The sequence below is a fragment of the Streptococcus mobilis genome (genome assembly GCF_059727625.1).
On record NZ_AP041823.1, the window covers coordinates 1,940,356 to 1,963,881 of the forward strand.

Annotated in this window: 19 protein-coding genes; 3 read left to right on the top strand and 16 right to left on the bottom strand. The window is 42.9% G+C overall.

From position 1 onward, the window contains the following. Positions 1-142: 142 nt before the first annotated feature. From rpsO to AC6IZR_RS09380, 5 genes are all read right to left on the bottom strand, one after another. A complete protein-coding gene (gene rpsO, locus AC6IZR_RS09360) occupies positions 143-412 on the bottom strand; it encodes a 30S ribosomal protein S15 (RefSeq protein ID WP_003004251.1) in 270 nt (89 codons plus the stop codon). A gap of 426 nt (positions 413-838) precedes the next feature. Next, complete coding sequence (locus AC6IZR_RS09365) at positions 839-2,941, bottom strand: Cna B-type domain-containing protein (RefSeq protein ID WP_497848487.1); 2,103 nt, start codon at positions 2,939-2,941, stop codon at positions 839-841. A gap of 219 nt (positions 2,942-3,160) precedes the next feature. Further along, positions 3,161-3,889 (bottom strand): pseudouridine synthase, encoded by a 729-nt coding sequence (locus AC6IZR_RS09370; RefSeq protein ID WP_497848488.1) that lies wholly within the window; start codon positions 3,887-3,889, stop codon positions 3,161-3,163. Between the two features lie 2 nt (positions 3,890-3,891). Beyond that, positions 3,892-5,043, bottom strand: a complete 1,152-nt coding sequence (locus tag AC6IZR_RS09375) for an MFS transporter (protein ID WP_497848489.1) — start codon at positions 5,041-5,043, stop codon at positions 3,892-3,894. A 105-nt stretch (positions 5,044-5,148) separates the two neighbouring features. After that, positions 5,149-6,312, bottom strand: coding sequence for an MFS transporter (locus AC6IZR_RS09380; protein ID WP_497848490.1), 1,164 nt, complete (start codon positions 6,310-6,312; stop codon positions 5,149-5,151). A 145-nt stretch (positions 6,313-6,457) separates the two neighbouring features. Here AC6IZR_RS09380 and AC6IZR_RS09385 point away from each other — a divergent pair, with 145 nt between their 5' ends. Together AC6IZR_RS09385 and def are read left to right on the top strand one after the other, a co-directional pair. Next, on the top strand, positions 6,458-7,144 hold the full coding sequence (locus AC6IZR_RS09385; protein WP_371473969.1) for a cyclic nucleotide-binding domain-containing protein: 687 nt from the start codon (positions 6,458-6,460) through the stop codon (positions 7,142-7,144). A 60-nt stretch (positions 7,145-7,204) separates the two neighbouring features. After that, a complete protein-coding gene (def, locus tag AC6IZR_RS09390; protein WP_497848491.1) occupies positions 7,205-7,819 on the top strand; it encodes a peptide deformylase in 615 nt (204 codons plus the stop codon). 527 nt (positions 7,820-8,346) lie between these two features. Here def and AC6IZR_RS09395 read toward each other — a convergent pair. From AC6IZR_RS09395 to AC6IZR_RS09415, 5 genes are all read right to left on the bottom strand, one after another. Beyond that, complete coding sequence (locus AC6IZR_RS09395) at positions 8,347-9,588, bottom strand: aminopeptidase (protein ID WP_003015886.1); 1,242 nt, start codon at positions 9,586-9,588, stop codon at positions 8,347-8,349. A 255-nt stretch (positions 9,589-9,843) separates the two neighbouring features. Then, positions 9,844-12,696 carry an AAA family ATPase gene (locus AC6IZR_RS09400; RefSeq protein WP_497848492.1) on the bottom strand — a complete coding sequence of 951 codons (2,853 nt, stop codon included), beginning with the start codon at positions 12,694-12,696 and terminating at the stop codon, positions 9,844-9,846. Positions 12,697-12,846: 150 nt separating this feature from the next. Next, a complete protein-coding gene (locus AC6IZR_RS09405) occupies positions 12,847-12,996 on the bottom strand; it encodes a hypothetical protein (RefSeq protein ID WP_049488740.1) in 150 nt (49 codons plus the stop codon). Between the two features lie 17 nt (positions 12,997-13,013). Continuing rightward, positions 13,014-13,292, bottom strand: a complete 279-nt coding sequence (locus AC6IZR_RS09410) for a type II toxin-antitoxin system YafQ family toxin (RefSeq protein ID WP_003016081.1) — start codon at positions 13,290-13,292, stop codon at positions 13,014-13,016. Beyond that, positions 13,285-13,548 carry a type II toxin-antitoxin system RelB/DinJ family antitoxin gene (locus tag AC6IZR_RS09415; RefSeq protein ID WP_003016112.1) on the bottom strand — a complete coding sequence of 88 codons (264 nt, stop codon included), beginning with the start codon at positions 13,546-13,548 and terminating at the stop codon, positions 13,285-13,287. The genes AC6IZR_RS09410 and AC6IZR_RS09415 overlap by 8 nt, the downstream gene beginning before the upstream one ends. A 191-nt stretch (positions 13,549-13,739) precedes the next feature. On the opposite strand from AC6IZR_RS09415, the gene AC6IZR_RS09420 reads away from it, so the two are divergent. Beyond that, entirely contained in the window at positions 13,740-15,323 is a 1,584-nt protein-coding gene (locus tag AC6IZR_RS09420; RefSeq protein ID WP_049504099.1) for an ATP-binding cassette domain-containing protein, read from the top strand. Positions 15,324-15,332: 9 nt separating this feature from the next. Here AC6IZR_RS09420 and AC6IZR_RS09425 read toward each other — a convergent pair whose 3' ends face one another. From AC6IZR_RS09425 to AC6IZR_RS09450, 6 genes are all read right to left on the bottom strand, one after another. Next, the gene (locus AC6IZR_RS09425) at positions 15,333-16,196 is read right to left on the bottom strand and encodes a helix-turn-helix domain-containing protein (protein ID WP_041818440.1); all 864 of its coding nucleotides are present in this window, start codon (positions 16,194-16,196) and stop codon (positions 15,333-15,335) included. 289 nt (positions 16,197-16,485) lie between these two features. After that, on the bottom strand, positions 16,486-20,880 hold the full coding sequence (locus tag AC6IZR_RS09430) for a PolC-type DNA polymerase III (protein ID WP_497848493.1): 4,395 nt from the start codon (positions 20,878-20,880) through the stop codon (positions 16,486-16,488). A gap of 194 nt (positions 20,881-21,074) precedes the next feature. Further along, a complete protein-coding gene (locus AC6IZR_RS09435; protein WP_480992356.1) occupies positions 21,075-21,602 on the bottom strand; it encodes a hypothetical protein in 528 nt (175 codons plus the stop codon). Positions 21,603-21,605: 3 nt separating this feature from the next. Next, positions 21,606-22,565 (bottom strand): hypothetical protein, encoded by a 960-nt coding sequence (locus AC6IZR_RS09440; protein ID WP_480992357.1) that lies wholly within the window; start codon positions 22,563-22,565, stop codon positions 21,606-21,608. A gap of 210 nt (positions 22,566-22,775) precedes the next feature. Then, positions 22,776-23,153 carry a hypothetical protein gene (locus tag AC6IZR_RS09445; protein ID WP_497848494.1) on the bottom strand — a complete coding sequence of 126 codons (378 nt, stop codon included), beginning with the start codon at positions 23,151-23,153 and terminating at the stop codon, positions 22,776-22,778. Between the two features lie 46 nt (positions 23,154-23,199). Further along, positions 23,200-23,496: a DUF4176 domain-containing protein gene (locus tag AC6IZR_RS09450; RefSeq protein WP_480992359.1), complete on the bottom strand. Its 297-nt coding sequence runs from the start codon at positions 23,494-23,496 to the stop codon at positions 23,200-23,202. Between the last annotated feature and the right edge of the window lie 30 nt (positions 23,497-23,526).

Consider the following 23,526-nt stretch of genomic DNA (forward strand, 5'->3'; position numbering starts at 1 on the left):
ATAATAGAGTAACTTAACTTTTGTATTCAATTGAACACGGCCTAAGCACTTGGCAAAAAAGATAAAATCTCCTAGAAGCTGAAGCTTCTTCGTCAATTTTCCTATTTTTGCTTTGTGCTTTTGACGGCCTTTGTATCTTAAATTAACGACGAAGTCCAAGAGAGTTGATCAACTCACGGTAACGGTTAACGTCGTTTGTACGAAGGTAAGCCAACAAGTTACGACGGCGACCGATTTTCTTCATCAAACCACGGTAAGTAGCGTGGTCTTTTTTGTGTTGTTTGATGTGTTCGTTCAAGTGGTTGATTTCCCAAGTAAGGACAGCAACTTGTACTTCTACTGAACCAGTGTCACCTTCGTGACGTGCGTATTGTGCAATGATTTCATTTTTTTTCTCTTTTGAGATTGCCATGATAAGCTCCTTTTCTTTATGCTCTATCCGAGTGGCAGGTTTGGCATAGCCTGCTACCAAGAAAGAGTTAGTTGTCTATTCGACCTTCTTATTCTACCAAGATTTCATCTTTCTGTCAAACACTTATGTTTCCTTTAAGATGAGTTTATAAGAGAGGAACTTTTCTCTTTTCTATAAAGAATCTCAATAATTTGGACAGCTTAACGAATTCATTCTTCAAGCAACTTATTCAAAAGAGAGTGGGACAGAAATCGGTAATTCGTTAGAATTTGATTTCGTCGTCCCACCTCCACACAGTTGAGTAAGGCTGTAAAAGCTGATGAAATCAGCGTAGTAGAGCCCACTCAACCACTGCGTCTTGCTCGACAATCCAAAAATAATTGAGAGGCTAGGACTTTTGTCCCAGCCTCTTTATCGGTATGAAGCTTATTTCTCTTTCCGTTTACCACGCAAGAGCAAAGCCAAAGCAAAAACTGCTAAGAGGGCACCGAGTATGGTCAACCCGTAAGCAATAACTTCACCAGTTGATGGAAGAATTTTTTTCTTTCCTTCTCTTGGTGTAGTTGGAGTTTCTGGTTTCTCCGGTGTGCTTGGCGGGGTGGTTGGTGGTGTCGTCGATGGCGGTGTAGGAGGGGGTGTAGGTGGTGTCGTTGGCGGAGTGCTTGGTGGTGTTGTCGGTGGTGTCGTCGGTGGGATATGACGATTCGTTACCGTGAAACCATCAATCTTGCTTGTATAACCAGCTACTGGATCCTCTGTAATGGTGTAGACAATCTTCTTGCCGTCCTTGTATACAGGTAGATCCGTAAAGCTTGCCTGCCAATTATCAGTCGCTGTGATTTCTTTCACAGCCACTTCTTGACCATCTGCAAGAAGGCGGACAGTGATTTTTTCTGGACGAAGACCGTCTTTATTTTCCTTATCATCCCAGACTTTCTTAACCACTACTTCTGTCATGTCTGGTATACGATTGTTAGTAATATTCGTTCCCTCAACAGTTGTTTCGTACCCTGCAACAGGTTCTTCTGAAACGGTGTAGGCAATGATATTCCCAGCATCGTCGACAAGATCGAGATTATCAAAACGATAGGCCCAATTCCCTGTTGCATCTGGTTTCACTTCTTTAGAAGCCACTTTAAGACCGTTTGCTAGGAGATTGACAGTAATTTTTGATGGACGCTTGCCATCTTGATTATCATTGTCATTCCATGTTTTTTGACCAGAGATGCTGGTCTTTTCTTTTTGGTTCACAACATCACGAGAAATTGCGAGGTCATTTCCAAAATCGTCCTTGCTGATCTTGATTGGCTCTTCTGAGAGAATATAGCCTGTTGGAGCTTGAATCTCTTGAACCGTATAAGCTTGCTTGATCAAGCCAGTAATGGTTCCAACACCATCCTCATCTGTTGTGATGATCCCAACTTGCTCACCTGTATCATCTGCTGTCACAGCAAAGGTAGCACCTGCAAGAGCCTGACCATTTTCTCCTTTTTTATGGATAGTGAATGAATATTTTTCACCATTAAAGTTTCCTTCAAGGAATTGGTACAGGATGACTGCGTCTTTAGTTTGCTCCTCGACCTCCGTAGCTGTCATAGTTGCATGATTTTTGTAAGCTGTATTGATCACCGGTACCTTGTCCAAATAGACATCATAACGAATGGTCATTCCTTGCTCGGGAGCTAGATCCCCAATGTGAACCGTTAGAGATTGACCATCAGCACTGACAACCGGAGAATAGTCCTTGGTGACGTTCGTGGTGTCTCTTAAATGATATGCCCCATCTTCGTCACTGATCCTCCAAGTTCCTGTATGGATATTAACAGAATCTACTTTGATCTTTCCATCTGTAAAAGCCAATTGATCTTTAATATCAATATTATGGAGGGAGGTATGCCCTTGATTGATGTTCAAGGTATAGGTCAATTTTAATTTATCATCTGAGTTGGTCCATCCCCATTTGCTAAAGACTTCTGGAGTAGGAGGATTTTCACCCGGATTGACCCCTTTGTACTCAATTTTCCCAAACGGTTTAGACACACCATTAATGGAAAGACTAAAATCAAGCGTTTTCTGATCTTTGACAACTTGGTGATCCACACGCACAAAGAAACGCAATGAACCTGTCACATGAGCCATTTTTTCAGGATAGTCTGTATAGGTCACTGTAATCTTTTTTCTTTGATTGTCTACCGTCGCCGTCGCAACTTTTTGACCGCTAGGATCCAGTAGGTCAACTGTGTCCATTTCCAAGACTTTAAAATCATTTCCAAGTTCAATTTCTGTCTTATCTCCCCACTTTACTTGTCCATCGGGTAACTCAAACTTCGCTTTTACTTGAAAACTTTCCCAGACACCAATCGGATCTGTTAGAGATCCCCCAGAGGACTTCGAAAACTCCACGGATGTAATGATACTATTGATAGTATCCGCATGTACCTTGGTAATCCTATCCGTTTTGGCAAATCCTAAAGCCGCTAGTAAAAATAGGGCAACTGTTGTCACAACAGAATAGAGCCACTTTTTCATAAACGATTTTTCTCCTTTTTCTACGTTTACTAGATATGGTATGTTAGTAAAAAAATTATCACTACATATTGTGAATTTACGCACAACCTATCTTTTTTCATTATAATCAATTTATTTTGATAGCACAAGCGAATTGTTTCATTTTTGCCTATTCAGTTCATTTTATTGATACAAATAAAAAATAGCAGTCCGTTAAAGTCAGACTGCTTGTTTTTTCGCTTATAAGGGAACTCCGAACACCTCTAAAGAGGCCAGTTCTGAAGGCTGAAGTCTTCGCCATTCTCCCAATTTTAGACTTGGATCTAGCGTTAGAGGACCCATAGAGATCCTCTCTAAATCCGCCACTTCCTTGCCACAGGCAGCGACCATACGCTTAACCTGATGGAATTTTCCTTCTGCGATTTCAATTTCGACGTAGGAGCTGGCATTTGCTCCATCCACCTCTAAGATCTGCAATCTCGCAGGTAAGGTGGTGAAGTCTTTGAGGGCAATGCCTGCTTCAAAACGGGCTACATCTGCCTCATCCATGATCCCAGCTACTTGGGCACGGTAGACCTTCGACACATGCTTTTTCGGCGAAAGCATAGCATGAGCGAGCTTGCCATTATTGGTCAAAAGGAGCAAGCCATGGGTATCGATATCCAGACGTCCGACAGGAAAGACTTCCTTATGACGGGCTGTCTCATCTAATAGATCCAGCACAGTTTGGTGGTGATCATCTTCAGTCGCTGAGATAACCCCAGCTGGTTTATTGAGCAGATAATACACGAAGGTTTCATGGACCAAGTCTTCCCCCATAAAGATCACCCGATCCTTGCCTGGGTCAATCTGTAGCTTTCCTGCTGTCTCTTTTTTTCCATTCACTGCAATTTTCTTTTGCTTGAGGAGTTGCTTGACCTCAGTCCTGCTCCCCACGCCGCAATCCACTAAAAATTTATCTAGCCGCATAATTACTTCCTGCTCTTTCGCACAATCCAAAGGCCAAAAAATGAAACCAGGATCATGAGGATACCAGAAAATCCAAAAATAAAGACTGGAGCAGATGAGATCGTCCCTAATAGACTAAGGACAAAGGTCGTTGCGATCGAACCTGTACTGCATCCCAAAACTGCAATGGATGTTGCCTGGCTCAAGACCCCTGCTGGCATCTTATCAGATAAGACATTGTAAACTGTTGTCAAAGCCACACTGTAGGCGAAGCCAGAAGCAATGGTTACAAGGGCAAGAATCAAGAGATTTGGAGAGACCCCGATCAACATTTGGGCCACACCATAAGCTACTCCCGAAACCAATAATAAACGATCACGGAATAGATAGGTCAAGGGCGAGAAGGCCAAACCTGCCAAGATCCCAACAAATTGCATGGCTGCTAATATAACCCCAGCAGTTTGGGCAGTGCCATGTCCAACTTGTTCTACCACACTTGGAATCCGAACGGTGATCATGACATTGGACAAGACGATAGCTGCCGCAACGACCGCTAAGCCGAGCGTAGTCCGCCATTGTCCCCCCGTCATCTTGACATCCCGGTGTTTTTCCTCCACTGCTTCCGTCGTAGATCCATAGGGCACAAATAAGAGATACAAAAGTAAGATAGGAATACTGATACCGTAAACGAGAAAGGCAGCCTGCCAGCCAAAGCGAATCAAGAGGCTGACTCCAAAGGTTAAAACTGCCGTCCCAACAACCTCTGCAGAACCACGAATACCAAGGGTTTGGACGCGTTCTTTTCCTTTATAGCGTTCACTGATAATGGCAATGGCAGAAACATTGAGCAAACCAACTGCCATCCCGAAAATAATCCGAGACAAAAAGACAACCGGATAGGCTGGACTGATTAAGGGAATAAAGCCACATAGAGCGTAAGCAACTAAGCCCGTCACAATCATCTGACGCTCTGAAAATAGGCGTCCAATCCATTTATTGAAGATGAGTGAAACCATGATCCCGGCAGAAGGAAGCGAGACCAAGAGCTCAATCATGCTGTGAGGAATTCCCTTGTAATAGGCAAACATGGCCGACTGCGCACTCGAAATCGAAAACGAGGTCGTCAAAATAAATGAAAGCGCGAGAATACTCACTTTCTCCATGATTTTTTTCATTATTCTATCCTTTAAACTAATCTTTTTTTCACACTCCTCCTATAATAACACGAGCTAGTGACAGGACGCAATCAATTGAATTAAAAAAACGAAATGATTTCTCCATCATTTCGTTCGTGCTAGTAATTGTGAGGCGAAGACTCCCGTTCCGACCATCAAAGCACCAATCCAGACAAAGAGCAGGTGATTAGAGGGAGCTAGTGGCGTCACCAACTGGATGAAGAAAGAAGAGAGGGCTGATCCGAGATTGCAGCCGATCAAGACCAGCGAGGTCGCAAGATTCAGGAGATTGGTCGGGATTTTTTCAGATAAGTGATAGAAGATACTGGTGATCCCCGTACTGTAAGTAAATCCGGCTAAGAGAGTTCCTAAAACCAAGCTCCATAGCTGTCCGGACAAGCCAATCAAGGCCAGAGCTAGACCGAAACCAAAGCACATGATCATGAGCAAGTTCTTTTTGAAAACATGTGTCAAACTGGCAAAGCCTACCCCTGCTACAATCCCTGTTAATTGCATCAGACTCAAGACGGTTCCAGCTGTTGTCGCTGTTCCCATACGAGCGTCAACAATGATATCCGGCACGCGCAGGCTAATAATAGAATTGAAGCAAATGATGATACCAGCAATCACAGCTAGCATTAGACTAAAACGCCATTGAGGGGAGCGAAGGCGTGCGGAACCTTTCTTTTTCTCCTTCAAGCTAGCCTGTTTTTTCTCCTTAGGATAAGGGACAAAAAGGATATAGAGGAGTAAAATCAAGTAACCACCACCATATACGGTAAAGATCGCTGGCCAGCCTAGGGGTAAGAGTTGTCCCACAATAAAGGTCAAGATGGCAGAACCCACTACTTCAGCAGACCCCCGATAACCCAGCATCCGGGTCTTATCATTGCCTGAGTAGCGCTCACTGATAATTGAAATAGCCTTGGCATTGATCATTCCTGTCCCCAAGCCAAAGATCAGACGACTCAGAAAGATGAGAGGATAGTCCTGCACAATCAAAGGCAAGAGCCCACTAGTTGAAAAGAGCAAAAGCCCTACGACAATCATCTGGCGCTCACTCATCCACCGCTCGATCACGCTATTTAAAAAGAGCATGGCCACGACCGCAAAGGCTGGCAGGGAAACCAAGAGTTCTACTTGACTTGCTGTATAGCCGAATTGGCTAAAATAGGCCTTCATAGCTGGCAAACCGGCTGTAATTGAAAAAGATGAGATCAGCATGAGCGACAAGCTCAAGAGACTGATTCTTTCCATTGTTTTTTTCATTTTTTATTTCCTACACTTTACTGGTAACATTTGATTTTACTAGTTTTTTTCAGAAAAGATTCAAACTAGTATTTTCAATAGAATCCTAGTATAATCAATTTAGAAATAGAAAAACAGGACATTTGTCCTATTTTAGGAGATTGAGATGAAAAAAATTTCCCCATCTACAAGACTCAAGGATATCATCACAGACTACCAATTGGACCAGATCTTTCCAGGCGACTGTCTTAGCCAGCTGGACCTCGTTCTCTATCAGGCTGGAGATTATATCTGCCGCCAAGGCTCTGAGCAAGATGTCATTCCTTATTTTCTCAAAGGCCGACTCAAGGTTATCCACAGTCTTGAAAACGGTAGCGACACCATCCTTGAAATCCAAGAAAAACCTGGACTCTTAGGAGAGATTGAGCTCCTGCTCGATCGAGTCTGTATCACATCGGTCATTGCAGACCAAGACTCGCTAGTCGTCCAGCTCCCAGCCCAGCACTTTAAGAAGCGCCTCCTGCTTGATCCAACCTTCTTGCGCTCTACGGCCAAGACCTTGGCTGAGAAATTGCACCAGATCAACTATTTGGCTCCTGCTAACTTTCATTATTCGGTCAAGGAACGCCTCGCTACGCATTTTCTGGAGCATTGCGATGAAAATGGGACCCTCAAGCCCAAGATGAATCAGCTGGCCCTGCGTTTTGGGATCAGCTACCGCCACCTTAGCCGCGTCATCAAGCAGATGATCGAAGAGGGCTTAGTCCAAAGAGAAGGACGGATCTATACGATTTTAGATGCAAGAAGGATGAATGATTTGTCCATCAAACATGCGGAAACCGTCGACAGATAACTTTAATTTTAGGCTCTTTTGTGTTATCATGGAGAGTAGAAAGAAAGTGAGAGTAAAACGATGAAAGCAATTGAAAAAGTTACAAGAGCGTCCCATTTGATTGATATGGATGACATTATCCGCGAAGGAAATCCAACACTTCGAGCTGTTGCAGAAGACGTGACCTTCCCTTTGTCTGACCAGGAAATTATCCTGGGTGAAAAAATGATGCAATTCTTGCACCATTCTCAAGACCCTGTCATGGCTGAAAAACTCGGCCTCCGTGGAGGAGTGGGACTCGCAGCCCCTCAGCTGGATATCTCTAAACGAATCATCGCTGTTTTGGTTCCCAATCCAGAAGATGCCGATGGCAACCCACCAAAAGAAGCCTATAGCCTTCAAGAAGTCATGTATAATCCAAAGGTTGTCGCCCATTCTGTTCAAGATGCTGCGCTTGGCGACGGGGAAGGCTGTCTCTCTGTTGACCGCAACGTCCCAGGCCATGTGGTTCGACATGCCCGCGTGACGGTTGAGTATTTCACAAAAGATGGGGAAAAGAAACGCATCAAACTCAAAGGCTACAACTCCATCGTCGTTCAACATGAAATCGACCACACCAACGGCATCATGTTCTATGACCGCATCAACCCAAACAACCCATTTGAAATCAAAGAAGGTCTCTTGATTTTAGAATAGCGTAAATGACAAAAAGTAAGGTAGTAGTGATGATTCACTACTACCTTACTTTTTTTACGAGACTGCGTCTACCGATTTCTATCTCTCAGCACAGTGGTTGATTGACGGTACTCGAACCTTTCGGTTCTTCGTCCAGTCTATTCAACTGTGCGGGGGTACTAAAAAGGTCCTGTGGACCTTTTTTGCCCGAGCCTTGAATCCAAAAGGCGAGGAAGAAATCAAACTCTTCGAGTTACTGATTTCTGTCTCTCGGCGCAGTGGTTGATTGGAACTACTCCTACCTGCGGTACTCGTACTTCCTAATCAACTGTGCGGGGGCACTAAAAAGGTCCTGTGGACCTTTTTTGCCCGAGCCTTGAATCCAAAAAGCGAGGAAGAAATCAAACTCTTCGAGTTACCGATTTCTGTCTCTTGGCGCAGTGGTTGATTGGAACTACTCCTACCTACGGTACTCGTACTTCCTAATCAACTGTGCGGGGGCAGGACTACGAAATCGAGACTGCGTCTACCGATTTCTGTCCTGCTCCCTATATTGCCCAATCTCCGTTGCGGAAGACTGGGACGCGGGTGCCGTCTTCTCGGATGCCGTCGATATCCATTTGGCTTGAGCCGATCATGAAGTCGACGTGAACATCTGAGCGGTTGAGGCCGGCTGCTTCGAGTTCTTCTTCTGTGAATTCTGCACCACCTTCTACGCTGGTTGCATAGGCTGCTCCGATGGCCAAGTGGTTAGAGGCATTTTCATCAAAGAGAGTGTTAAAGAAGGTGATGCCTGACTGTGAAATTGGGCTTGGGTCTGGTACGAGGGCACATTCACCCAAGGCACGCGCTCCCTTGTTTTTGAAGACCAAATCTTTCATGACTTGATCGCCTTTTTCAGCTGTGATATCCACAATTTCTCCATTTTCAAAGGTCACTTTGATGCCTTCGATGATGTTTCCATTGTAGCTAAGCGGTTTTGTAGAGGTGACATAGCCTTCTGCACGACGGAAGTCAGGAGCTGTGAAGACCTCTTCTGTCGGCATATTTGGCAAGAAACCTTCACCTTGGGCATTGATAGCTCCGGCAGATTCCCAGACGTGGTTCTTCGGCAAGCCAAGAGTCAAGTCCGTTCCAGGTGCTGTGTAATGAAGAGCTGAGAATTGTTCCTTATTTAGTGTATCTGCCTTGCTCTTGAGAATAGCTGCATGCTCTTCCCAAGCCTTGACTGGATCTTCCTCATACACTCGACAAGTCTTGAAGATTTGATCCCAAAGAAGGTCCACTGCTTCCTCGTCGCTCGCCGCATTTGGGAAGACCTTTTTCGCCCATTCTAAACCTGCTGCAGCAGCAACTGTCCAGCTGACCTTGTTAGATTGAGTGGCGATGCGCATTGGTTTCATGGCCATGCCCAAAGCCTTAGCTGAGGCAGAAAGCTTCTCTGCATCAACACCATTTAAGGCACCTGGATCAGACGAGCGCACACCCAAGCGACTAGCCTTGTGGTCTAAGAGGTAGTTCATCTCTGCAATCTTGTAGTCAGGCACGTTGTCCAAGCGATCCATCGGTGCATGGAGGAATTTTTCCCGGGTAGTGAAGTCATCTGCCCATTGGACAATCACTTCGTGTGCCCCTAAGGCATAGGCTTCCTTCACAATCAAGTGGGCCAATTCTCTTTGTTCCACATCGATGTTCAAGACCAAGGTATGGCCAGGTTGCACGTTGATACCGTTCGCAACCAATAATTTAGCGTATTTTTCGAGGTTTTCTTTAAAATTTGGTAAAACCATTGTTTTCTCCTTCATAAGTGAATGATCTCCTCCTAGTATACCATAAGTCCATGCAAAAAGAGAGTGGGACAGAAATCGGTAATTCGTTAGAATTCGATTTCGTCGTCCCACCTCCGCACAGTTGAGTAGGGCTGTAAAAGCTGATGAAATCAGCGTAGTAGAGCCCACTCAACCACTGCGTCTTGCTCGACAATCCAAAAATAATTGAGAGGCTAGGACTTTTGTCCCAGCCTCCTTTTTCTTGTCCCTTCTAGCTTAAGGAAGAACATAACCTTGATCATCCACGGTATGGGGTTGTTCAGAACTGTTATTCTCTCTCAAAGCTTCCAAATCTTGATCCAAAATGGAATTGTAGTCTGTACTACCTTCACGGGTTACCCGAGTTGATACTTGGCGCAAGAGTTTTTCATTGAGATTGCGAACCCAGCGACCATTACTATGGTCATTGGCACGCATATAATTCCCTTTCACAATCTCTCCATAAAGGGCTTCATTGACCTGGTAACCTTGCTTACGCAAACCTAACAGACCGATCTCCACGATCTCATCTGGGCTGTAGTCTTCAAAATCAAATGTAGTCGGGATCCGGCTTTGCAGACCTGAATTGACCTGCAAGAAATCGTGCATCTCTTTCGTGTAACCAGCAAAGATAATGACGATATCGCGGCGGTGGTCCTCCATAAATTTGAGGACTTCATCCAAGGCTTCTTTCCCAAAATCATCATTTAAACCGGTATAGAGCGTATAGGCCTCATCGATAAAGAGGACTCCACCCAATGCACTCTCCAAAACTTCACGCGTCTTCAAGGCTGTTTGACCTTGGAAGCCTCCAACCAGATTGCTCCGCGAAACTTCAATGAATTTCTTCTGCTTGATAACCCCTTTTTGGAAGAGGATATTGCCCAAAATGCGGGCCACGGTGGTCTTCCCTGTACCGGGATTTCCAAGAAAGAGAGAGTGCAAGGTCGTGTCTTCGACGATGCCACCTTGTTCAGCCCGTTTTTGATTGAACTCAGCCATGGCTACGAATTGTTCGACTTGCTCTTTCACCTTAGCAATTCCAACCAAACGGTTGAGGGCAGCCATCCCATCTTCTTCCTTGTCGGCTCCTGCTTGATACTTACCTTGGTTAAGGACAGCATCGATATCGCTATTGAGGATGGTCTCAATATCGTCAGAACCTTGGGCCACCACCCGATCCGCCATGGTCTTGGTCAATTGCTCATCCAGGTTACGGATCCAGCGACCATTGCTCTTATCTAGCGAGCCATCATAAGCCCGCTTAACATGCCGCGCATAGTAATCCCGGTCTTCGAGTTTGTAGTCTCCTTTGCTTAGGATCATTTCACCCAGTTGGACAATCTCATCTCCTGTGAAATCTTCAAAGATGAAATTATTTGGTACCCGAGAACGGAGGCCTGGATTAGTCTTTAAAAACTCTTCCATTTCCTTGGTATAGCCGGCAAAGATAATCATGATGTCATCGCGATTGTCCTCCATAAATTTGAGGATGGTATTGATCGCCTCGATCCCAAAATCCGCACCGCTATCCTTTTTATCCAAGCTATAGGCTTCATCAATAAAGAGGATGCCTCCTCGCGCTTTTTCAAGCAGGGCTTGGGTCTGTTCAGCCGTTCCCCCAATATTTGAAGAGATCAGATCGGACTCCGTTGCTTCCACGAAACGGAATTCTTCCCCTGAGAGAACACCCGCATCAAAGAGCACTTTTCCCAACAGACGAGCCACAGTCGTTTTCCCTGTACCAGGATTTCCCATAAAGGCAGCATGCAAGGTTTGTTTTTCAGGTGCCTTGCCACTGGCGATTCGTTTCTTGTTAAATTCCACCATGTTGATCATTTTCTTGATCTCATGTTTGACTTTTTCAAGACCAATCAGGCTATTGAGTTCTTGAAGGGCATCTTGTTTCTTCTCTGGCCCAGAGTCTCTTGCGGTGGTTGGAGCCACCGTTGCATCCGTCGCCTGTCCCGTAGGAACGACTTGCGCATTGCCCTTGGCCACTTCTCTGCCAACAAGATAGTCACAGTCATCCTCGATTTCCTTGGTCAGATCACGCGCATCGCCCTGCCTATAGGTCACGGTGCCCACCTTCGCAAAGGCTCCACCTTGAAGCCGTATATTAGGATCCGCAATCTTATGACAAATCATATGCTCAGCCATCAGCACACCATCATCAAAAACTCCAAACGAAATGGTTTGGGCATTCTCATTCAAGAAGGTCGTTTCTCCAGTCAGGGAAGCAAAGGACTCTTCATAGACGCATAAAAATTCTGAAAATGTAGCCTGGTGAGCTCGGATCATACTATTGAATGCATTGAGAGAGGTGATACGATCGGAATCCGAATTGAATTGAACATTATTGTCAAGACAGACTCCAGTTCCAGTAGGCAACTCAATTTTACAGTTTTCAGACTCCCAGATGACATTCCTCAACCAAACTGGTGGAAAGTCCTTTTCCAGATCCCCGCCTGTAATCGTTGAATTTTTTGCGATCACTTCTGAGTCCTTGGCATGGATCGTATTATTCCCAAATTTTTCAATATGGACATTTTCTAAGGTCAATTTAGATCCTTCTGACAGATCTATCTTAGAAAAAATCGTTGAATTTTGAATGGACAGTTCTGATGCTGACATTCCGATGACACTTTGGTGTTTTTCCGGAACCTTCATCCCAACTCCATCCAATGTCATTTTCGAATGCGTATCCATATAGATAAAAAATTCACTATTTGTCGGAGTGGTAATTTCAAAATAGACCTGTTTACAAGTGATAGCTGACTCATTCCATAAGGTCAAGGCAGTATAGTTCCCACCAACTTTAAACCACAGATCTTCAAATGTCACCTGAGCTCCCTCTACAAATCGGAAAGAAGCCTCAATCGTGTTGTTAAACATGCGCCCATTACCATTTGGATTTGGAACTACATACCCCACAAAATGAAGGCTCTTGTTGATCACAATTACCTCATCTGTCGGCCATTGAAACACATACCCATTTTCAAACTCGATGGTATCTCCATCCTGCGCTTTTTCAAGCGCATCCATAAAGTTCCAACTATTGTTGTAAGGCCCTACTAAATATCTTGCCACGCGCTTCTCCTTTGTTTCATCTTTTCTGTTTCCTTGTTATAAACACTTGTTACTAAAAATTGTAACACAATCCAGTACCAAAGAAAACACTTATCAGATCTGAAAGGACTGAAAAACCTCTATTTTCAAAAGGAAAATAGAGGCTGTCAGTTAATCTTTCAAGGCTGAAAACAAGCTGGCTAGAGCAATCACTCCTGAGAGCATGGCAGTGGAAAGGAGCAGCACATTGTCTGCCACTTCTAGCTTGTACTCAAAGACTTTTTCAGCTGGTTTGTCTTCTGCAAAAATTTCTAACTTCATGTTCTCCTCCTTTGTTTCTAGAACAAATCACTGTGACTTCCTGTCCTCAGCAAGTTTAAAATCAATTCATCCTGATCTACTTTGTAAACCAAAAGCCAATCCGGCTGGATATGACACTCCCGAACACCTTGGAAATGCTTGGAATTGGTCAATTGATGGTCACGATATCTGACAGGAAGTTCTTTTTCTTGAACCAGAAAATTCAAAACTTCTTCTAACAGTTCTGCCTTCAAACCTCGCTTCATTGCTAACTTAAAATCTTTTTTAAACTGTTTATGATAACGAATCTTAAGCACGCAAGTCCTCCATCAAGTCTGAGACCGATTCAAAGGGCTGACTCATATTCCGATTTTGCTCTACATCCGTTACTACTTGGAGCAACTTACCACGATCGTCTAATCGAACATCAAAAGGTAAGCCCTGATATTGAATAGCCTGACGAAGGAAAATGTTGATAGCCGTGGTCATATCCATCCCTAAATGATTAAATACCAGTTGGGCTTGCTCCTTAACCTCACTATCCAAACGGATACTCATGCTCGTCTTTGACATATTCTCACCTTCTTTCTATCTTTTATTGTATCAAAAAAGAAGGCTATTGTAAATCCATAGGATATACAATGGATAGCTGTAAACTAAAATATAGTAAAGAAATAAAATTAGTATCCCAAATATGGGAGATCTCAGCCTGAGTTTTAGTTTTAGAATATAATGTTGCTATCATATATTAAGAGGTGAAAAATATGAAGCAGATTACGAAACAATATAAATTACTATATTTCTTGCTTATTTTATTAAGTCTGACAAGTGCTCTTTTAATGACATTCTTCTCTCTCCAATTAGGAAGAATACTTGATAGTATATCTAATTCAAATAGTGGATTACTCTTTCATATCACTATTTGTGTAAGTTCGATTTTACTGTGGTTCTTGATTTCTTGTTCCTATTCCTATCTTAAAAACCAATATGTAAAAAAAGTTATTTTAGATCTAAAAAGGCGTCTCTTATTACATTATTTATCGCGTGAATTTAACCAAATTGACAACCGTAACCATTCAGATTTCTTAAATAATATCACCAAAAACAGTGACCTTATTCAAGAAAATTTATTAATCCCTAAAATCTCTCTAATTGCAAATTTAGGGAGCCTTATCATGAGTGTGGTTGCTATTATTTATATAGAATGGCGATTAGCATTAGTCTTTCTTTTATTGTCGAGTATAACGATTTTTCTATCACAAATTCCTGGAAAGTTAATGACTAAATCAACAAATAATTATTCTCTACAAAATAATCACTATTTGTCAAAAATGACAAACTTTATTAATGGTTTTGAACAAATTAAGTTATTAAATATTCAAAGCTGGACCCAAGAAAAAATTCAGGAAATCAGTTTAGAATTTGAAGAGTCCAGAAAAACATATCAATTCTTAAAAGACTTAGCTTCAACTACTGGAATTTTACTAAGTTTTGGCTCTCAACTATCCTGTATGGTTGCTGGTATCTTTTTTGTAAGAAATAACTTACTGACTATTGGATTACTAGTAGCAAGTATTCAATTATTAAACGGTGTTTTTGCTCCATTACAATCTATTCTTTACAATAAAAATTTAATCAGCAGTAGCAAGTCCATTATTGATAATATCCAAGAAAATTTATATGAGACAAATCATGAAATTTTCCATAAAACAAGGACAATTGATTGTGATAACATTTCGACCATTTCTATTAGCCAATTACATTATGAAATTGAAAATAAAATATTATTTGATCATTTTTCCTATGAATTTAAAAAAGGCAAACGCTATGCGATTATAGGTGCTTCAGGAGCTGGGAAAACAACTTTAGTAAAATTAATACTAAACTATTATTCCAAAAATCTTTATGATGGGGAAATAAAAATCAACGGAAAACAGAATATTGATATTCCCTCAGAGGAGTTATATAAAGATATTGCATTTGTGCAAAAAAATGATTTTCTGATTGAAGGAAATATCCTAGAGAATATCAAACTGTCCAGAAACCTTTATTTAACTGAAAAATTAAGAAAAGCCTTAGGATTTAGTGAAGACTTCCTTAATAAGAGTCTATCTCAATCAAATCAAACCATTTCAGAAGGAGAAAAGCAACGAATTGATTTAGCTAGGTTTTTAGCCAAACCATATTCTGTATATATTTTTGACGAACCTACAAGCAACCTTGATCCAATAAAAGCCAAAGCAATGATGGACTACATTCTATCCATTAAAGATGCAATTGTTATTGTCATTACTCATGATCAAAATCCAGAAATATTGGAAGAGTTTGATCACGTTATTACCCTATAGATAAATGGCCTAGTCTACTAAATGAATGATGTGTTTCTCAAAGTATTCTTTGTAATTTTTGTAGATTGTTTTATTGAAGAGTTCGAAAATTTTTAAAGCTTCTTCGATTTTTAAAAGTGATTTTTGATTATGATAGAATTTCAGTTCCAAATATCCATCTAAATACAGCAAAATAGTTTGTTCAAAAAAATCTGTGGAATCCGCTAATATATTCTTCGTAGCCTGTTTTAAAAATAAAGATTCCTCATATAAGTCGTTCTCAATCATTATAATCAAAGAATTGAGAAGTAGTTGAATGAGAGATTGTCTATTTTTAGGTATAGAGCTATACAACTTCCCTTTTTTGAGCGCCTCTTTGGCATATCTAAATAATAAATCTGGAGATAGAACACGACAGCAATTTCCAAGGATGAGCGTTTCGTAATAACCCCAGTTTTCAACAGAAAATAAATAGTTTGTAAGATAAGAGGCGTCTTGACGACTCAATTGATGATTCTTATCCATTCCCGAAACAATACTTTCAATGAAAATAGCATTTAATTTATGGTAATGAGAATTTGTCCTATGAAAAAGTTCTATTTCTTTCTCTACCATATCTAGTAATGCTTGAGAATCTTCATTATATGCGGCCTGTTTAACAGAAGCTATTAAGGTATTAAAATCCGAAGGTTGATAATGATTACAGATAAGCAGAAATTCCTCTAGTGTTACTCCTATTCTTTCAAGAAGATACAATAACTTAAAGACAGAAATCTCTGTTTCTCCTAATTCAAATCTAGATATTTGAGATTTTGAAATTTCAGCACCTGCTAATGAAGAAATAGAAATTCCCTTTTCTTCTCTTATTTTCCTATAAGTTTCACCTAAAATCATACTTATCTCCATTCCATATCGAAAAGTTATTAAGGTATAGCAAACACTACTTCCGTTAAGCCTACTCTTGTTTGAGAGTATCATTATTAATAATTTATAGCGATCATTTTTGATAATTTCAATATATAACTTCCTAAAGTTTTAGTCTCTGGATAAAAACTTATTTATACTATATCATATCTAAAAAGCAGTAGAAATGAAAATCATAAAAAATCATCTCTACTGGTTTTACTGTTAAGTCTTAATTAGATGAAACTTAGTCGGCTTATTTGAACAAGTTGACTTTAAATTAGAACAAATCATCAAACAAACTCAACTGGTTATCCTCTGGCATATTGCCGAGAATGCCCATCTCATCCATTTTTTCAACCAGGGTTGAAGATACACCGCCGCGCTTGCGGAGCTCGGTCTTAGATAGGAATTCTCCTTCTTCACGCGCCCGCACGATCTGCTTGGCAACGTTCTCTCCCAGACCATCCATAGCGACAAATGGTGGAATGAGGGTGTTCCCATCTATCAAGAATTCTGTCGCCTGACTGCGATAGAGGTCTAGCTTGCCAAACTTGAAGCCGCGCTCCCACATCTCATTGACAATCTCAAGAGTAGTGTAGAGGTCGATCTCCACATTGGAAGCTTCGTTGTTCTTGCGTTTCTCAGCAATCTCCTTCATCCGAGCTTTCACGGCCTCAAGGCCTGCCCCCATGGTTTTGATGTCAAAGGCCTTGGCCCGAATCGAGAAGTAAGCACAGTAGTAATAGAGTGGATGATGCACCTTAAAGTAGGCCACACGAAGGGCCATCATAACATAGGCCGCCGCATGGGCTTTAGGGAACATGTACTTGATCTTCCCACAGGACTCGATGTACCATTCAGGGACATTGTTTTCCTTCATGGCTTGGATGTAGCCATTGCGCTCTTCTTCTGAGATTTTGAGCCACATACCTTTCCGCACGCGCTCCATGATGGTAAAGGCCATCTTAGGCTTGAGACCCGCGTGCATGAGGTAAACCATGATGTCGTCCCGACACCCGATAACGGTCGATAGATCGGCAATGCCCGCCTTGATCAAGTCTTGGGCATTTCCCAACCACACATCGGTACCGTGAGACAGACCAGAGAGCTGAAGTAACTCCGCGAAGGTCGTCGGATGGGTCTCTTCGACCATGCCCCGAACAAAGTTGGTCCCAAACTCTGGAATCCCCAGCATCCCTGTCGGCGTTCCAATCTGCTCGGCTGTCACCCCTAGCACTTCTGTCCCAGAAAAGAGGGCCATAACCCCTGGATCATCCATAGGGATATCATTTGGATCAATGCCTGACAAGTCTTGGAGCTTCCGAATCATGGTCGGATCATCATGTCCCAGGACATCGAGCTTGAGGACGTTCTCATCGATATCGTGGAAGTTAAAGTGAGTAGTCTGCCATTCAGCGGTCACATCATCTGCCGGATACTGAACCGGAGTAAAGTCATAGACATCCATATAGTTTGGAATAACAACGATTCCTCCCGGGTGCTGACCGGTCGTCCGTTTGACCCCAGCTGCGCCAAGAGCCAAGCGCTCGACCTCGGCATCCCGGTAGTACTTGCCATAGTCCCGCTCATAACCCTTGACAAAGCCGTAGGCAGTCTTAGCTGCGACCGTACCTACCGTTCCTGCCCGGAAGGCATATTCTTCCCCAAAGATATCGCGGACATCCAAGTGGGCGCTTGGCTGATCTTCTCCAGAGAAGTTCAAATCGATATCGGGTACCTTGTCCCCATCGAAACCAAGGAAGGTTTCGAAAGGAATATCCTGCCCGTTTTTGCTGAGCTTATGACCACAGTTTGGACAATCCTTGTCCGGCATATCAAAACCAGATCCATAAGAACCGTCTGTGATGAATTCACTATACTGGCACTGGCTGCAAACATAGTGAGGCGAAAGCGGATTGACCTCGGTGATCCCAATCATGGTCGCGACAAAGCTGGATCCGACAGATCCACGAGATCCAACCAGGTAGCCCCGCTCATTGGAACGGTGCACCAGCATTTGCGATGCTAGATAAATCACGGCAAATCCATTCCCCAAGATAGAGGTTAGTTCCTTTTCAATCCGCAGATCGACAATATCAGGGAGCGGATTACCATAAATCTCAAAGGCTCGCTTATAGGTCAATTCCGCAACTGTTTCTTCGGCCTTGTCGATAAATGGCGTATAGAGGTCCCCCTTGACCACTTCGACTGGCTCAAAGGTCTCTGCAAGCGCATTGGTGTTTTCAATGACAATCTTGCGCGCTAAGTCTTCACCCAAAAAGGCGAATTCATCCAGCATTTCATTGGTGGTTCTGAAATGCGCTTTTGGCAGTGGCGCTGGCTGGGCATCTTCTCCGTGCCCGATGGTCCGGTTGATCATGGCCCCTTGACCGAGACTACGGACAATGATCTCCCGATAGATCTCATCTTCCGGCTCCAGATAGTGGACATTTCCTGTCGCAAGAACAGGCTTGCCGAGACGATCTCCCACTTCGATCAAGCTCTTAATGATGGTCTGGAGCTCCTCCATGTCCTTGACCTGCTCCTTGGCAATGAGAGGCGCGTAGATAGCCGGTGGCATCACCTCGATAAAGTCGTAGTACTTGGCCACTTCGACTGCCGCATCCACACCTTGCGACATGACCGCATCAAAAACTTCCCCTTCTGAGCAGGCCGATCCGAGGATCAAGCCCTCGCGGTGGGCATCCAGCACGGTCTTGGGAATCCGTGGGACTCCTTCGAAATACTTGGTCCCAGAAAGCGAGACCAGTTTAAACATATTCTTAAGGCCGGTCTGGTTCTTGACATAGAGAGTCGCATGCTTGACCCGCGCCTTCTTGTAGGAATTCTCATCGATCAAATCGATATTCAAGTCCTTAAGATTGGTCACCCCATGCTTTTCAGCGACATCTTTGATGAAGATAAAGAGCAGGCGTCCCGTCGCTTCCGCATCGTAGTTGGCCATGTGGTGGTGCTCCAAGCCTACCCCAAAGCGCTTGGTTAATGGCCCTAATCCATGACGTTTAAAATCTGGATAGAGGTTGCGGGCAAATTCCAGGGTATCGATGACCGGCTGAGTGATCTTGGGAAGACCATGGCGCTCATAGTTGGCATTCATGAAGCCCACGTCAAAGGTAGCATTGTGGGCAACGAGAACGGTTCCCTCACAGAAGGCCTGAAACTCCTTCAAGACCTGTACCAAGGGCTTAGCCCCCCGAACATGCTCGTTGGTGATCCCTGTCAATTGGGTCGTAAAGGCGGACAGAGGATGGCCCGGATCGATAAACTCGTCAAACTCCTCAATGACATTACCCTTGTACATCTTAGAAGCGGCGACCTGGATCAAGTCATTGTAAATGGCTGAAAGTCCCGTCGTTTCCACGTCAAAGACCACATAAGTCGCTTCATTGAGGTCCAGATCCACCTCGTTATAGGTGATGGGTACCTTGTCCTCTACGATATTGGCTTCCATCCCATAGATCAGCTGGATTCCAGCTTTCTTGGCTGCTTTAAAGCCATGCGGGAAACTCTGCACATTGCCATGGTCGGTAATGGCCACCGCCTTGTGGCCCCACTCAGCTGCCTTGGCGATCAGCTCTTCGACTTCCGGCAGGGCATCCATTGTCGACATATTGGTATGCGCGTGAAATTCTACCCGGCGCTCGCCTTCTGGCATCAGGTCTTTGCGGGCATAATGCACAACTTCCTGGATGTCTTGGACATTCATGGTCAAGTCGCGCGTGAAATTGTTCATTTCGATATTTCCCCGCACCCGTAGCCAGCTGTTCTTCTTGATCATGTCAAACTTCTGGGCTTCTTCCTCATTTTTCACCCATTTCTGAAGGGAAAAACTCGAGGTATAGTCGGTCATCTTAAAGCTGATCAATACCCGACCGGTCCGCGTCACCTTGTGCTCCACGTCAAAGACCACACCCTCAAAGACAATCCGGTTCTCTTCTGTCGTGATCTCGATCATCGGAGTGATCTCAACCTTGTCTAGCTTAGGTTTAGCCGCAGCTTTCTTAGCCTTGAAATCAAAGGCTGGCTTTTCTTCAACCGCTGGTGGCGGAGCCATTTGAGCCAAGGATTCCATAGCTCGCAAGGTCTCTTCATTGGCCGCTTGGAAGATCTTTTCATTTTCCTCCTCAAAGCGCGCCACTTCTTGCTCTGTCAACTCCTCATCAGACTCCACCCGACAGGTGAAATGCGGAAAACCAAAGGCTTCCAACTGCTTGGCAAGGTTGGGCAAATGATTCTTACGAAAATGCTCTGTATCAACCGAAGAAGGCCCTGAGATGATCAATTCCTGCCCTTCTGCGCGCACCTGCAAGTTTTGGTAGAGGCCCTTAAAGCCTTGACTAGCGCAAGGGCCTTCCTCAAAGACCTCACGATAGTAAGCCTGCAATAAATCCGCAGAAAAATCCTGATTGGCCACTTGGATGGTAAAGGTGGCCTGGTTTCCTGTCTTTGAAAATTCATCCTTCAAGCGCTGGCGCAATTCCTTAAACAAAGCAATCGGCAAGACTTCCGCAAAAGCAAAGCGGAACTCCCAGACCCGACTAACCTTGTGCACCACGACTTCTTGAATCTCCGCATGCAAAAAGGCACTGGAAGATCGCATCTCCAGCGGCATATCCAGCTGATCCATTAAAATTTCAAAGGTGTTGGACATTGTTTCTCCCTTGATCTTGATTCTTTTGCTCGCTTTTGACTGGCCCGACTCTATGCAAAAACAGACCAGTTAAAAACATTCGTAACCCTTATTTTATCACAATTTAAGGATTAATTCGAGGGAGAAGTGAAGACAAAAAAATCACCGATAGGACGGTGATTTCTCAATGATTGGTCAACAGCAGGCAATCCTGATCATTCCCCACTTGTTGCCCCTGTTTCTGAACTGGAACTCGGTGTCCGAAGCAGGTCCTTCATCTGTGACTGGACCGCTTCTCTCGAGCTTTGTTCTTGCTTTTGGATATCCTCCATGACAGGCTGCAACTTCTGCCGGATTTCCATTTTCTCCTCTTGCTCTTTTTGCGCTTGGAGGGTCGGACGGTACATGGCAAAGAAAGCCCCGATGACCACGAGCAATGCAATCAGGCTCACCCCATAACGTTTTGACTGTTCCTGAGAATCAACCTTGACGCCTTTGACCGACAAGTCCTTCCACTCCGGATGCTCTTTCTCACAGGCATCTTTCTTGGTCTTGGTTGGCATGACCAAGACTTGGTTCATCAAGGAAATCATCCCCATAACCGCGAGCAAGTAGGGAATATAGCGCGATTGATTGAAGATCATAACAATCAATAACACCAAACCGATCCCCGCAATCCCCACATTAAACGCAAAACGCATCAAAAATTCTTTTTTCAGCTGTAAATAAGTTTCTTTAGACATCGGTCACTCCTTTTTTTGATTTTCTTTCCAAGTAATGTAATCCTGATAACTTTTAATTGGGTAGTCTGTTAAAGGTTGTGCATTATCAGCATAGGGTTTATCTACGGGGTAAATAGTCAAGCTCTTTTCTCCCACAGGAGCTAACCAATGCAACATCTGGTTAAACCATTCTTCCGATGAAACCATACTTTGACGAGGATAGACCGTTCCACCTTTACTGATAATTTCTTTTATCTGTGGATTATCTTTTATTAAATTAATATCATATCCTTGTTTCGATGTTTCCTTATCTGATCCATCTTTTTTTAAGTGATTTAACAAAAGATACCCATTATTTTTAGCTACATCAGCCAAGGTGGTCGCATTAACATCACTGGATAAAGGAAGAGTCGAAGTGTCCTCTAGATTATCCATTGAGTTTATTATTTTATATTCTTCAGGAATATCACTTATTTTATGTGTTTCTAAATTTAGAAATACTTTCTTATCTTTATCTGACCCAGTTTCTCCTTTAGACCGAATAATTAATAGTAAATAATCTGTTCCTTGATAATGTGAAATATAATCTGAACTGATCGGAAAATAAGAAGAATCATAAGATGAGACCGCTTTATAAAGATCTAATTTTTCAGAAGGATACCCCTCTTTTTCTAAATCAAAAATGACTAGATTAAAATACTCTCCTTTTTGTTGTGCATGCTCTGGAATATATTCTCCACCTACCTTATAAAGAATGTGACCTTCTTGGCTAATCGTATAGCGTTTCCCTGGGGCCCATCCGCCTGCCATTGCTACAAACTGTTTGTTTTCACCAAATACACTAATATCATTGGATGTTATTGATTGAAAAGTATTGTAAGTTTTAGTTTTCGAACTCCCACGGAAATACAAAAATCCAATTGCTACTATAACAATAAGAAGAAGTATACCGATCCCCATTACTAAAACTTTCTTCTTTCTCATACCAACCTCTTTCTTTACCAGCATTTACCTTCATGACCTCTTGAATACTTAATAAAACTAATAATGCTTAGTCCATCCAAAATACAAGAATCACTCAAAAACATTCTCTACTATCATACCGGAAATTAGTTTGAAGAGCAAGTTCGTCACTAAGTGAAGAGAGTTGAGGGATGAAAAAGAGAGAACCAGTGGTTCTCTCTAAAATCTCTTTTACTCCGCTTCTTTTTCAGCTAGTTCATTTAAGAGTTGTGCACGCTTCTCTCGAACTACATCAAGCCTGCGCTCTGTCTCACGATACTGCTGTTTTAATTGTAACTCCTGCTCATCCAAATCCAGAAAGATTTTTCGAGTCGTCGCATCCACATCTTCTAGTAAATCCATGTAAAAGGAGCAATGAGAAGGTGTTACTCCCATCAAGAGTAAATCATTGAGCTGATAAAGAGCATCTCCTTGAGAATACTCAATATCTTCTCGCAACTGATGGAGCGCTTTTTGATCATCTTGATTGTCCTCTAGTTGAATATCTAGTCTCATCTGGTCCTTGTAGAGCAGGTCCAACTTCTCTTGTTGTGTAGTTTGTTTATCCATCAATGAGGGAGCCTCCATTAGCTGAAATTATCAAATATTTCATCCATTATTCGACAGTTCCTTTTTTGTATCCTGACTTTTCAATCAGTTTTGGGAACTCTTCTTCAAATTGTAACTCAGCATCATTTTTATAACCCATATACACAACTTCTTCAATATCACTATGATTGAAAAAGTATAACTGATCTGGCGCTTGATATCCAAAAGGCATTGTAATACTAGTGTATTCGAAATACACTGCTTCATCATTCTGATTAACTAGTGACCCGCGCCCAATAATCATTAAATTCGTCTTATCCTTTAGTCTCACAACTGATCCTAAAGGAAGTAACTTTTCACCCATTTATTTTTCCTTTCATAAACCATAATTACA

Excerpts from the sequence above, each read along its gene's own strand:
- rpsO (WP_003004251.1), bottom strand. The coding sequence starts at position 412 with ATGGCAATCTCAAAAGAGAAAAAAAATGAAATCATTGCACAATACGCA.
- AC6IZR_RS09365 (WP_497848487.1), bottom strand. The coding sequence starts at position 2,941 with ATGAAAAAGTGGCTCTATTCTGTTGTGACAACAGTTGCCCTATTTTTA.
- AC6IZR_RS09370 (WP_497848488.1), bottom strand. The coding sequence starts at position 3,889 with ATGCGGCTAGATAAATTTTTAGTGGATTGCGGCGTGGGGAGCAGGACT.
- AC6IZR_RS09375 (WP_497848489.1), bottom strand. The coding sequence starts at position 5,043 with ATGAAAAAAATCATGGAGAAAGTGAGTATTCTCGCGCTTTCATTTATT.
- AC6IZR_RS09380 (WP_497848490.1), bottom strand. The coding sequence starts at position 6,312 with ATGAAAAAAACAATGGAAAGAATCAGTCTCTTGAGCTTGTCGCTCATG.
- AC6IZR_RS09385 (WP_371473969.1), top strand. The coding sequence starts at position 6,458 with ATGAAAAAAATTTCCCCATCTACAAGACTCAAGGATATCATCACAGAC.
- def (WP_497848491.1), top strand. The coding sequence starts at position 7,205 with ATGAAAGCAATTGAAAAAGTTACAAGAGCGTCCCATTTGATTGATATG.
- AC6IZR_RS09395 (WP_003015886.1), bottom strand. The coding sequence starts at position 9,588 with ATGGTTTTACCAAATTTTAAAGAAAACCTCGAAAAATACGCTAAATTA.
- AC6IZR_RS09405 (WP_049488740.1), bottom strand. The coding sequence starts at position 12,996 with ATGAAGTTAGAAATTTTTGCAGAAGACAAACCAGCTGAAAAAGTCTTT.
- AC6IZR_RS09415 (WP_003016112.1), bottom strand. The coding sequence starts at position 13,548 with ATGTCAAAGACGAGCATGAGTATCCGTTTGGATAGTGAGGTTAAGGAG.
- AC6IZR_RS09420 (WP_049504099.1), top strand. The coding sequence starts at position 13,740 with ATGAAGCAGATTACGAAACAATATAAATTACTATATTTCTTGCTTATT.
- AC6IZR_RS09425 (WP_041818440.1), bottom strand. The coding sequence starts at position 16,196 with ATGATTTTAGGTGAAACTTATAGGAAAATAAGAGAAGAAAAGGGAATT.
- AC6IZR_RS09430 (WP_497848493.1), bottom strand. The coding sequence starts at position 20,880 with ATGTCCAACACCTTTGAAATTTTAATGGATCAGCTGGATATGCCGCTG.
- AC6IZR_RS09435 (WP_480992356.1), bottom strand. The coding sequence starts at position 21,602 with ATGTCTAAAGAAACTTATTTACAGCTGAAAAAAGAATTTTTGATGCGT.
- AC6IZR_RS09440 (WP_480992357.1), bottom strand. The coding sequence starts at position 22,565 with ATGAGAAAGAAGAAAGTTTTAGTAATGGGGATCGGTATACTTCTTCTT.
- AC6IZR_RS09445 (WP_497848494.1), bottom strand. The coding sequence starts at position 23,153 with ATGGATAAACAAACTACACAACAAGAGAAGTTGGACCTGCTCTACAAG.
- AC6IZR_RS09450 (WP_480992359.1), bottom strand. The coding sequence starts at position 23,496 with ATGGGTGAAAAGTTACTTCCTTTAGGATCAGTTGTGAGACTAAAGGAT.